The organism is Kitasatospora sp. MAP5-34, from assembly GCF_029894335.1.
GTDB lineage: Bacteria > Actinomycetota > Actinomycetes > Streptomycetales > Streptomycetaceae > Kitasatospora.
The window spans coordinates 114970-127119 of the sequence record NZ_JARXZC010000020.1 but is presented as its reverse complement, the minus strand read 5'-3'; the positions used below and the strand labels follow the sequence as shown (position 1 = coordinate 127119).

The following is a 12150-nucleotide window of genomic DNA, read 5'->3' as shown; positions in this document are numbered from 1 at the left end:
GGCGATTCCCGGGCACGAGGTGCCGTTTGGTGAGACGTCGCGGCCGGATTCTTCGGGCCAGGGTGTGCCGCTTCGCGATGGTGAGGCGATTCCCGGGCACGAGGTGCCGTTTGGTGAGACGTCGCGGCCGGATTCTTCGGGCCAGGGTGTGCCGCTTCGCGATGGTGAGGCGATTCCCGCCCACGAGGGACCCCTCGGCGAGGCATTCCGGCCCGCAGCGGAAGCCCGGGTCGGCGAGGCGCCGACCCATCAGACGGAGGGCTTGACGCCCATGTCTGAGCACGTCGGCGAGGCGCCGACCCATCAGACGGAGGCGTTCACGCCCACGTCCGAGCCGCTCCGCGAGGCGCCGACCCATCAGACGGAGGGCTTGACGCCCATGTCTGAGCACATCGGCGAGGCGCCGACCCACCAGACCGAGGCTGTACCCGCCCACGAGCAGCAGCCGGTGGCCGCTGCTTCGCCCCGTGAGGGCACGCCGCTCGAGCCGCAGCAGGCTGCCTCGGACGGCCGTCCCGCTCCGTCCGAGCCGGCGTTCGGCGGGGCCGACGCGCCCGCTCCGGCGGCGGGCCACGTCTCGCCGGGCCTGGCTTCGACCGGTGACCACTCCGGTGGCGCCGCCCCGATGGCCGACACTCACCTGGCCGGTCTCGGGAACACCACCCACCTCGACGGCACCCGTCTCGCGAGCGGTCCGTCCCCGACCCGCCCGGCGTCCGCCGACCGCGCGCCCGGCTCGCCGGACGACGCCGCAGTGACCCCGCCCGGTACCGACGCCCCGGCGAACGGCGGGGCCGTTCCGCCGCAGATGGGCGCGATGCCGCACATGCCCGGTGGATCGGCGCCGCACTCCGCGCCCACCCCGCACAGCAGCTCCACGCCGCGTCCGACCACGCCGACGGACCGTCCGGCCGGACAACGGCCGGACTCCGCAAAGCCGTTCACGCCAGGCCCGATCAAGTCCCGTCCCGGGGGCACTCCCAGGACCCGGCCCGAGCCCGGTCCGCGCATCCCCGGTGGCCGTACCGAGCACGCGCCCACGGTGTACAGCCCGGAGCACCCCTCGACCGAGCGCACCCCGGAGCAGTTGGTCCACGATCTGCCGGGCATGTCGGCGAAGGACCGGCAGAACACCCTGCTGAGCCTGACGCCGGAGGGCCGCCGCCAACTCGCGGGCGACCACGCGTTCGTGGACAAGCTCAAGGACACCCTGCCGCCGAAGGAGTTCGCCCGTACGGCGGCTCACCTCCTGGTGGAGGTGGACCCGCGCGCCGAGCTGCCGGTGACCTCGCGCGGCACTGCGCACGACGAGATCGAGCGCATGCTGCAGGACCCGGACACCGCCGCCGCCCTGCTCAAGGCCGGCGCCTCGGTGCACGTGATCCCCAGGGACGTCGAGATGACGGACGTGGGCCCGCTCAAGGAGTACAAGGGCGACCACTTCGGCGGCGCCTCCGGCGAGGGCCGTGGGCTCGACGACGCCCGTGGCTCCGGCGGTCTGCACACCGCCATCACGGAGGAGAACCTCCGGGGCGTCACCACCACCATCGGCGCCGACGAGCACTACCACGACGGCTACTCGACGACCACCCACGAGTTCGCGCACACCATCCACCTGAACGCGCTCTCCCCAGAGCACCGGCAGACCATCACCGACTTGTTCAACAAGAAGCTCGCCGACCCCGCCGCCCACTGGCCCGACGGCCCCCGCAAGGGCTCCGCCGACGGCGGCACCCCGGTGGACAACTACAGCTCCCGCGACGAGCTCGAGTACTTCGCCCAGGCGACCAACACCTACCTCGGTACCAACCACGGCATCGACCCGTACACCGGCCACCCCCGCAACAACGGCGCCGACTGGGTACGGGCCCACGACCCCGAGCTGCTCCCGGTCCTGGAGAAGCTGTACGGCAAGGACCCGGCCGCCCTGCACCCCGAGCAGTCCAACCCCGTCGACCGGGTCAAGGAGGAGGACAGCGTCTACGCGGCCTTCCGCGACCTCATGGGCGGCGACACCCACGAGCCCCACTCGGAAGAACCCCACCCGGACGCCCAGCCCGAGCAGCCGCACCCCGAGACCCCGCACCCCGAGACGCCGCCGCACGACGACCGGTCGGACCTGCCGTCCCCGCCGCCCAAGGCGGCTCCCAGCGCGCCGAAGACCCCGGCCGAGGCCCGGGCCAACGGCGAGTTCGTGCACAACGTCGCGGCGAAGCATGCGTTCGATGCCATCGACGGGTTCCTCGGCGGCAAGTCCGGTGAGTTCGCCGCTCAGCTCCCGGAGCTGGAGAAGTACAACCGCGCCGATCTCATCGACCGGGACACCTACGCGATGCTCGATGAGCACCGCGCACACAAGGTGCAGACGCTGGAACTGCTCCAGCGGGAGGCGCCGAAGCTGCACGTGGACGCGGCCAAGGCAGCGTCCGACCTGCACGATGCCCTGTTGTCCAAGGCCGATCTGGAGTCCAGGGTCGGCGCCGACCCGGGGTTGGCCGAAAGCCTCCGGGTGAAGACCGAGGAGGTGGCCGTGCTCCAGGAGAAGAGCGATCGCTTGTCGACTCTCCGGGACACGGCTGACGCGATTCCCCCGAATTTCAGGGGCAAGAAGGAGACGACCGGCACGAATGACCCGGTCAACGTCCTCTACAAGAAGCTCTTCGCCGACTCCCCCGGGGGCCGACTGCGGAGCGATCCGCACACGGAGCTCGTGGAAGACACGCGTGGCGGTAAGAAGCCGGCCAAGCTGGACCAGCCGAAGGTCAACCGGAACCACATCGTCGCCGACACGATGCTGCACAAGTACATGACGGCCGCTGTCTTCAAGGCCCGCACCCTGGACGACGTGGGCAGGCTCGGAGCTTCACAGGCGTTCGGCGAGTTCAGCAAGACCATCACGCCGGACAGCCACCGTGTGCTGGACGCACCCGGGCGGGCCGCCGAAGAACGGCTGAACTCCGGACATGGCTTGGACCTCCTGACCAAGAGCGATCTTGAGCAGCTGAAGAAGGGGGAGCCCGACCTCGGAACCCTGTACGGCGCTCCGGACCTGCCCGTGAAGCTCGAGAACGCCAAGAGCGTGTCCGATGCCGCGTCCGCCCAGAAGAGCCTGACCGAGCTGCGTGACGGCCTCGGCCCGATCGGGCACGACGGCCCGGTCAAGGAACACCTCGATCGTCTCGGCGCGGCGATCGACGGCCTGAAGCCCGGAGCCGACCTCACCGGCGTGCACAAGGGCTTCGACGATCTGCGGCAGGCGGTCCACGCCAAGGCGCTGGACGACCTCGCGGTCACCAACGGGGTCACCGGCCGCCACCAGGTGGACGAGCTCACCAGTGTGCTCCCGAACGTGCACCAGAACCACCTGAGCGACCCTCAGACCCGTGAGGTGCTCGCCAAGCGGCTCGACAGCCTCTCGGACACTTACAAGCGGGTCGGGCACGATCCGGTCATGGCGGCGTCCCTGGCCGACCACGCCAAGCAGCTGCGTGGCGGGCCGGTGCCCGGGCCGGAGACGTTCCGGAAGCTCGCCGATACCCTCGCGCCGCAGCGCGACGGCCTCCACCAGGCTGAACTCAAGCAGGCTACGGACCTGAACGACACGGCCAAGCCGCCGAAGAAGGTCGCCCTCGCGGACCTGCAGAAGGCCGTGGCCGATGCCCCCGGCAAGGTGGCGAAGGCCGACGCCGACTGGACGAAGGCGCAGACTGCGGCCAAGACCGCCCACGCCGCGCTGGACACCGCGCGAGCCAAGGAGCTGCAGGCCAAGGCTGATGCGCGTGCGGCTGCCGATGCGGCGGCCAAGGCACCGACGGACGCCGCGAAGGCGACGGCCAAGGACGACGCGGCCGCGGAGGCCAAGACGGCGACCGAGGACGCGAAAAAGCGGAAGACGACGGCCGACAAGGCAGACAAGGCGCTGGAGAACACCCGGAGCAAGCCTGGGGACGCACGGGCGGAGGAGGCCGCGAGCACAGCGACGCTCGACCGGGTCAACCAGGAGTTGGCCAAGCTGCCGACGCACCCTGCTCCGACGGAGAAGGCCAGGCAGGAGGCGATCGACAGGGGACGCGCTCTGGCTGATCACGACCTCGTCGGTGCCCAGTACGGCGGGGCGTTCGCCCGCTCGCGTCCGGGTGCCAAGCACCCGGCCACCCTGTTCGAGGAGGCGCTCAAGGCTCCGGCCGCCGAGGTCCCCGCGAGGATCGCCGAGATCACCACGATGCTCTCGAACAGCACGTCCAACCTGCGGATGGGCGACAAGGAGAGCAACCAGTGGATTCAGAACTTCCTGGATCCGCACATGACCCACGACGAGGAGCTGCTCACGGCGGTCGCGCACGAGCAGTTGCCGCCCGAGGTCCTGTACACGCCGCACACCAGGGAGGTGCTGCGCGGCCTGTCAGTCCTGGAGGACGCCAAGCTCGTCCCCAAGGAGCTGGGCGAAATGATGGCTCCGCAGACCCATCAGGACCTGCACATCGACCCGAGCACTGCGGACCGCTCAAAGGACGTCAGGAAACAGCACGGCGTTCCGGACCCGACCGACACCACCACCCCCGTCTACGGCAAGATCCCGGTCTCGTCCTCGGGAGAGATCAAAAACCGCCCCGACCCCAACCCGCTCCCGCAGGACCGGGTGGACGCCCTCAACCCGGACGGACCGCCGCACGTCGACCCGCCGTCCTCGATGGAGGTCGACTCGGCGCCGCACGAGTCGGACGACGAGTCGATGGAGGTCGACCCGGCCCCGCCCACCGGCGGCCCCGGGGCGCTCAAGCGCAACCTCTCGGACGTCTCGATGGCCAGTGACGACGACCTGTCCCTGCCGGACTTCAAGAAACTCAACGTCACCGCCAGCCCGCCGCCGCCCCCGCCCGCGAGCACCCCGCGCCGCGATGTTCCCCCGCCGCCGCGCGCGAGTTCCGCGCGGCGCGATGTTCCGCCGCCGCCCCCGAAGGCCAAGCCGACAGGCAGCAAGGGCAGCAAGCCCGTCGCCTCGGTGGCCAAGGGCAAGAGCCTCGACGCGGTCAAGGACCACCTTGGTGACAACGACGAGTTCAGGACCCAGCTCTCCAAGCTGAAGGACTACGGCAGGGACTCCCTGTCCGACGACGACAGCTACGCTCTGCTGGCGCAGCACGAGCAGCGCAAGGGGCTGCTCCTCGACGTGCTCAGCCGGGCCAAGGACCTGCCGGAGGGCGAGCTCAAGCGGAAGGCCGAAGCCATCCCCGCCGACTGGCGCAGCCGGGTGCACGAGGTCTACGAGGAGCACTTCGCCGACCTGGAGTCGGGGCCGCTGCGCACCGACCCGCACGCTGAGGCTGTCCGTCAGGCCTGGCTCGAGAGCCCGGACGGCAAGCTTCGTGTGAGCGCCGCCGATGTGAACCGCAACCACATCATTGCCGACACCATGCTGCACAAGTACGTGGTGTCCGCAGTCTTCAAGGCCCGCTCGCTGGACGACGCGGGACGCAAGGAAGCACTCGGTTCCTTCAGCGAGTTCACGTCCGTCGTTGCCCCTGACGCTCACCGGGTGTTGGTCAGCGACAAGAAGAATCCGGAGTACGACGGTCAGGGTGCGGCCAGGCTGTTCCGGACGGAGGAGTCCAGCGCGCTGCTCCGCCGAGACCTTGATCAGCTGAGGAACGGCGAGCCCGACTTCGGTACCCTCTACGGGGATCACGAGCTGGGCCCGAGCCTTGAGGCGGCCCACGAGGTGACCGATGCGGCTTCCGCGCGCGCCTCGCTCGAGACGCTGCGTGAGCAGCTCGACCCGCAGAAGTTCGGCGACCGGGTCGGGGAGCACCTTGACCAGGTCGGCCAGGCGGTCGACAAGTTCAGCTCCGGCGGTGCCGACCTCAACACCGTCAAGGAGGAGTTCGCCAAGCTGCACGAGGCCGTCAAGGAGAAGGGGCTTGCGGATCTCGCGTTGGTCAACGGACTGACCGGGGGCCGCAGTATCGACGACGCCGTCGCGACGCTGACGCGGGGTCAGGAGGGGGGCCTGGACCTGAGCCACCCGGATGACCGCAAGGCGCTTGCCGACCAATTGGCCAACCTGTCGGACACCTTCCGTCAGGCGGGCCATCCTGACACCGGCCTGAGCAAGCAGCTTGCCGACCAGGCGCAGGCGCTTCGTGACCCCAATGGCCCACGGCCCGCACCCGGGGATTTCAAGGCTATCTCCGACCGCCTCGGCGCGGAGCGGGGCCGACTGCACGACGCCGAGATCGCCACCGCCGACAGGACCGCTCAGGAGCACCTCGAGGCTGCGCGGAAGAGCTTCGACGACGCCCAGAAGGCGAACCCGGTCGACGGTGCGGTCGCGCCGACGGAACAGGAGTTGGCGGATCGGGCTACTGAGCACCTGGAGACGATCAGCGGACAGTACGGCGGCGCCTACGCGCACGCCGGCCCGGGAGAACTGCACCCGGACGCGCTCTTCGCGGAGGCACTCGACAAGAAGACCAAGGCGTCCCAACTCCCGGACCTGATCTCGGAGATCACCGAGAGGCTGTCCAACAGCACGTCCAACCTGCGCTTCGGTAACGACGAAGCAAATCAGTGGATCAGCAACTTGCTCGACCCGCACATCACCCGGGATCCCGATCTCCTCACGGCGGTGGCCCATGGACAGCTGCCGCCGGAGGTTCTCAACACCCCGCACACCGCTGCCGTGATCGACAGCCTCGGCATCCTCGAGCGAGCCGGACTGGCGCCGGTCTCGCTGCGGGAGATGATGCGGCCCAAGACGCAGCAGGACCTGCACGACGTCACCAGCACCCGCGACCGGGTGGCGTACCTCCGCGAGCTTTTCGACGTCCCGTTGCCGGACCACGCGAAGGACACGACGCCACCGCCTTCGACGGACTCCTCGGCCATGTCACTCGATCCGTCGCCGTCGGCTCAGCACCCCGCTGAGCCGCCGTTGCACGGCCGGATTCCGGTGTCCTCCTCCGGGAACCTCGACGCCAAGGCTTCGGACACCCCGCTCCACCAGGATGTCGTGGACCGCCTCAACCCCAACGGGCCGCCGCGTACGGATACGGCGACCCCGATGGAGGTCGACTCGACCCAGCCCGGCGGAGCCCCCGGCCCGCTCAAGCGGACGCTGTCGGACGTCTCGATGACCAGCGTCGACGAGGAGGCCGTCCAGGACTCCAAGCGTCCCCAGGTCGCCCGGCCTTCGTCCACCCCGCCGCCACCCCCGCCCGCGAGCACCCCGCGCCGCGACGTTCCCCCGCCGCCGCCGAAGGCCCGGCCGACGGGCAGCGAGCCCGTCGACTCGGTGGACAAGGGCAGGAGCCTCGACGAGGAGATCCACCTCGACGCCACCCACCCGGGCGGAGACGACCTGTCCTCGCCCCCGCCGCCGAGCCGCCCGGGGGAGATCCGCCCGGAGGAGAACCGCCCCCGGCCGGAGGACCAGCCCGCACCTCCGCCGCCGAGCCAGGAGCTGCGGTTCGGCCCGGTGCGCCCCGAGAGCACCGAGCACGGGACGCCGCGTCCCGCGCCCGAGCAGCGGAACCTCAAGCGCAAGGCAGGCGACGACGAGCCGACGGAGCAGAAGACGTCGCGCCTGGAGGAGGGCGGCCGTGGGCGCAACGCGCACGGTGAGTCGGAGGCCAAGTTCTCGCGCATCAGGGCGTATGAGGACACCTTGGCGGTCCGCGAGGCCCGGGGCCTCAAGCCGCCCACGGACAAGCAGAAGCAGGAGATCGAGCAGCTCACCGGTAGGCAGCCCTACCCGGAGCTGACCGAGAAGCTGCTCAAGGCCGTCAACCCGCACGAGGGGGCCGCCGACGGCAGCAGTCTGCACAGCTGCCTGGAGGCCGCGGAGGCCCTGCGGGACACCCACTACGGGAAGCCGCGTCCGTCCGACATCCCGCTGACGGGCCGTCCGGAGGCCGATGCCGCCTGGACCCTGCTGAAGCGTTCGGAGTCCCCGCGCTCCTTCGGCGACGGCAAGCAGGGCATCGAGGCCGTGATCAAGCAGGTCCACGAGGGCGGTCCGGGCACCTTCTCCACCGTCCTGCTCGGCAAGCAGGGCCAGGAGGGCCACGCCCTCGCCCTGATCCACGGTCAGGACGGCGTCCTGCGCTGGGCCGACCCCTCCACCGGTTCGATCAAGACCGTCCACGAGCAGCCGATCCCCCCACGCTTCGGCAACAGCGACCACGTCTGGGCGGCCACCACCGACCCGCAAGGGCACGGCGTCCCGGGCGGCGTCCACGACCCGGCCATGTTCGGTAAGGACGCGCCCGAGTTCGGGGCCCCGCTGTCGGCGTCGACCCGGGTCCGGGTCCAGGACGGGCTGGTCGGGCCGGTCAACGCCGACCAGGTCCGATTGGAGGCTGTCCGGGTTGCCGACGACCGTCCGATGACGCGGTTCGAGCCGAAGCAGAAGTCCCACACCGTGCCCTGGGCGCTCCAGCGCCGGGCCATCGCGGGGATGGCAGGCCGTACCGTCAGGGAGGTGCTGAACGATCTGGAGCCGGAGATCGCGCACCTGCAGAACTTCCCGCCCCAGCAGCAGGCCTCGAACCCGAGGGTCATGGCGCGGTGGAACGAGCTGGTGGCCCGGCTGCAGCCGCTGGCCGACCCGGGTCACCTCTCGCCGCAGGAGTGGCAGCACCTCGTCGCCGAGCGGGTGTCCGGGTACGTCGAGCTGTCCCAACTGACCTCGTTCGCCACGTACAACGTGGGATCGGCGGACGGCCACGGTGAGGCGGCGATGCTGAAGAACCTGAGCGACTACCAGAGCGCCATCATCGCGGCACCGCACCTGCCCGACCACCCGGGCCGGCCGGCCATGAAGGAGGTCCTGGACAAGATGTTCGACGCGCGGGCAGGGGCCTCGCTGTCGCCGGAAGGGGTGAGGCAGTCTGCCGACCACCTGGTGCGGAGCATGCGGCGGGCCTACCCCGAGTACATGCAGCGGCACGAGCCCGAGTTCGTCCAGCAGCTGTCGGCGCGGATCGGCCACCAAGTGGATGTGGCCCCGACCACGGTGGCGCCGTTGGCGCTCCGCCAGGAGCTGACGGCGCTGTACGGCGGGCACGACGGCTACGTCGCGCACGTCACGTTGGGCGGGAACGGGGACACGCTAGGCCCCATGGCGCTGGCCGACGACCGGCCGCCGACGCAGTTCGCGCCCAACCAGGAGTCCCACACGGCGTCCTGGTCGATGTTCAAGCAGGCCTTGCAGTCGTTCGAGGGCCAGCCGAGGGCGGAGCTCTCCGGTTGGCTGACGGACCAGATCAACCGGATGGGTGGCACCCTGCCGGACGGCCACCCGCAGGCTGGGCAGCTGCTGGATCTGCGGGCGCAGATCCAGCAGCTGCCGCAAGCGCCGCACGACTGGGCCGGGGCGATGGGGGGTGCGGTGGAGAAGTTCGTGGCCATCCACCAGTTGATGCCCCAGACGTCCTTCGCCGACCCGATCCAGGGGAAGGCCACTGCCGGTGGCGAGCTGCCGTTCGTGGACGGCCCGAATCCGCCCCGGGTGCTCGCCAGCCACTTCGACGGGGCCGCCGCGTTCAAGATGAGCCCGGCTGAGCTGGGGATGGCCTACCAGGGCTGGCAGCACCTCGCCGGGCGGCTCGGGACGGTCGACGCCGAGGCCGTCAACCTGGTTGCCGCGCAGACCTTCAACAACAAGAACTTCGGCGTGGTCCGCACCACCGGGCGGGCCAACCCGCTCCCGTGGCAGGCGTCGGTGCTCTACCTCGAGGGCCCGCTGCGGTGGGAGGGCGGTCTGAACACGGCCTTCGGAGCCGACGGCCAGGCGGCCGTCGCCCAGGTCTGGGCCGGGCCGGGGGGCGTCCGCGACGAGTACACCGTCGGCCACTTCGGCACCGAGAAGGCGGCGCCGGACATGGCCGGCGAGCTCCACCAGCTCCTGGGCCAGGTGCAGGCGTCCGACCGGCCGCAGGACGCGGCGCACGCCCTGGAGCGGCTCGCCTTCTACTACCAGGGAGCGGCGAACGTGAGCCGTGGGCAGGTGATCACGCTCGACGAGGTCAGGAACTCCTGGGCGGCCGGCCACCCGGACCAGCCCTGGTAGGACCGGCAGCCGGCTCGCCCACAGCCCCTCAGCGGGCCTCACCCGTACGCACGCGCGGTAGTGCGTACGGGTGCTCGTCGCGCAGGTAGGCGATCAGGTGCTCGCGGACGGCGAAGCGCAGCGCCGCCGCGTCGTCGGTGGTCCGGGCCGTCATGGCGGCCCGGACCACCAGGGTGGTCGGGGTGGTGTCGGTGACGACGAGCGACCACTCGTCGCCGTCCCAGAGCGGGGTGGCCCGGAGCTGCTCGTGCAGGGCGGCGCGGAGCTGGTCGACGGGGGTGGTGTGGTCGAGGTGCAGGACCACCCAGGCGAGCAGGCCGGGGTGTTTGCGGGTCCAGTTCTCGAAGGGCCTGCTGACGAAGTACGAGACCGGCAGGATCAGGCGGCGGTAGTCCCACAGGCGTACCACCAGGTAGGCGAGGGTGATCTCTTCGACCGTGCCCTGCTGGCCCTCGACCACCACGGTGTCACCGATCCGGACGGTGTCGCCGAAGGCGATCTGCAGACCGGCAAAGAAGTTCCCGAGGGTGGACTGGGCGGCGATACCGGCCACCACGGTGAGCAGTCCGGCCGAGGCGAGCAGGCTGGCGCCGATGGCTCGCATCGCCGCGAAGGTCAGCAGCATCACGGCCACCGTGACCACCGCGATCACCGCGCTGACCACTCGCCGCAGCATCCCGACCTGCGTCCGCACCCGCTGCACCCTGGCCGGGTCGCCTGCTGTCGTCTCGTACCGCCTGAAGCCCGCTTCGATCCCCGCCGCGACGACCCTGACGGTCAGCCAGCCCAGGCTCGCGATCAGCACCAGCAGCAGGCCGTGCCGGAGCGTGTCGCCGTGCAGGTCGAGCAGCCGCTCCAGCGGGCGCAGGCCGAGCAGCAACCCCGTCGACACCACCAGCTGCAACGGGACCCGGCAGCGCCGCAGCAGCGGCCAGACCGGTACGTCGGGATGCCGGGCCGCGACCCGTTGCAGGGTCTGGTCCACCGTCCAGCCGACCAGCAGGGTCGCTGCGGCGACGGCGAGGAGCGTGAACAGCGGCCAGAGCACGGGGCACCTCGACGGGATCGACTCCGGGGTCTTTTGCACCATATCGCGCAGATTTGCCGGACTCCGGCTGCCGGGCGGTAGCGAGACCCTGGTGATGGCCGGTCGGCTGAATGATCGTCACTTCCACCTCGGCGTCGCTGTTGGCGCGATCTTTGCGATCGGCTTGCGGGGGCGCAAGGGTGACGCATCGTCAGCGCTGCTAGGTTGGATCTTGGCCGAACTGATGATCGAAGATCCCTGTGCGGGGTGTCCCGGGGGAGTGGAATGCTTGAGGATGTGTCAGAAACCATGGCGAAGCTGATTGTCGACATCCGTCCGTCGCTGATCGCACTGCCGTTTCACCGCGCTTTCACCAGGCCGGTGATCGAGCTCGACGGGTCCGAGACCGTGACGGCCTGGGGTGCGACCGAACTGCCGGTCGGGACCGGCCCGCACCGGATCAGCGTCTACTTCCGCTATCGCGGGCAGCGGGCCGCCCGGCTGGGGATCGGGCGGACGGAGATCACCGTCGACGGCTCGACCGCCGTCGTACGCCTGACGGCCCGGCTCGGCCCGCGCAACGGGAGCAACTTCACGATCACCGCCGGCTGAGCGCCTGGAGGTACGCGCCGAGACAGGTGCTCAGGATCGGCCGGGGACGCGGGTCAGGCCGCGCGCTCGGCGGCGCTGCGCTCGACGCAGAACTCGTTGCCCTCCGGGTCGGCGAGGGTGACCCAGCCGGTGCCGTCGGGGTTGCGCAGGTCGGCGACCAGGGTGGCGCCCAGGGCGAGGAGGCGTTCGACCTCCTGGTCGCGGGTGCGGTCCTTCGGCTGGAGGTCGAAGTGCACCCGGTTCTTGACCGTCTTGGCGTCCGGGACGGTGATGAAGAGGACCGTGATGCCGTCGGCGGCGACCAGTGCCTCCGGATCGCCGGGCTTGTCGTCCTCGTTCAGCGCGGAGTCGAGGACCTCGGCCCAGAAGCCGCCGAGGCGGTAGGCGTCGGAGCAGTCGATGGTGACGTGTCGTACGAGAGAGGCCATGCGAAGCACTATGG

General features: G+C 70.6%; 4 protein-coding genes. 2 read left to right on the top strand and 2 right to left on the bottom strand.

Going from position 1 to position 12150, the window contains the following annotated elements; translation table 11 throughout:
• Positions 1-379 precede the first annotated feature (379 nt).
• Complete coding sequence (locus P3T29_RS18310) at positions 380-10069, top strand: toxin glutamine deamidase domain-containing protein (RefSeq protein WP_280717573.1); 9690 nt, start codon at positions 380-382, stop codon at positions 10067-10069.
• 28 nt (positions 10070-10097) lie between these two features.
• On the opposite strand, the gene P3T29_RS18305 is transcribed toward P3T29_RS18310, so the two are convergent.
• Entirely contained in the window at positions 10098-11159 is a 1062-nt protein-coding gene (locus tag P3T29_RS18305; RefSeq protein WP_280717571.1) for a mechanosensitive ion channel domain-containing protein, read from the bottom strand.
• A gap of 246 nt (positions 11160-11405) precedes the next feature.
• Here P3T29_RS18305 and P3T29_RS18300 point away from each other — a divergent pair, with 246 nt between their 5' ends.
• The gene (locus P3T29_RS18300) at positions 11406-11708 is read left to right on the top strand and encodes a hypothetical protein (RefSeq protein ID WP_280717570.1); all 303 of its coding nucleotides are present in this window, start codon (positions 11406-11408) and stop codon (positions 11706-11708) included.
• 53 nt (positions 11709-11761) lie between these two features.
• On the opposite strand, the gene P3T29_RS18295 is transcribed toward P3T29_RS18300, so the two are convergent.
• Positions 11762-12136, bottom strand: a complete 375-nt coding sequence (locus P3T29_RS18295; RefSeq protein WP_280717569.1) for a VOC family protein — start codon at positions 12134-12136, stop codon at positions 11762-11764.
• Positions 12137-12150 lie beyond the last annotated feature (14 nt).

Coding starts and splice junctions, on each gene's coding strand:
- P3T29_RS18310 (WP_280717573.1), top strand. CDS start 380: ATGTCTGAGCACATCGGCGAGGCGCCGACCCACCAGACCGAGGCTGTA.
- P3T29_RS18305 (WP_280717571.1), bottom strand. CDS start 11,159: ATGGTGCAAAAGACCCCGGAGTCGATCCCGTCGAGGTGCCCCGTGCTC.
- P3T29_RS18300 (WP_280717570.1), top strand. CDS start 11,406: ATGGCGAAGCTGATTGTCGACATCCGTCCGTCGCTGATCGCACTGCCG.
- P3T29_RS18295 (WP_280717569.1), bottom strand. CDS start 12,136: ATGGCCTCTCTCGTACGACACGTCACCATCGACTGCTCCGACGCCTAC.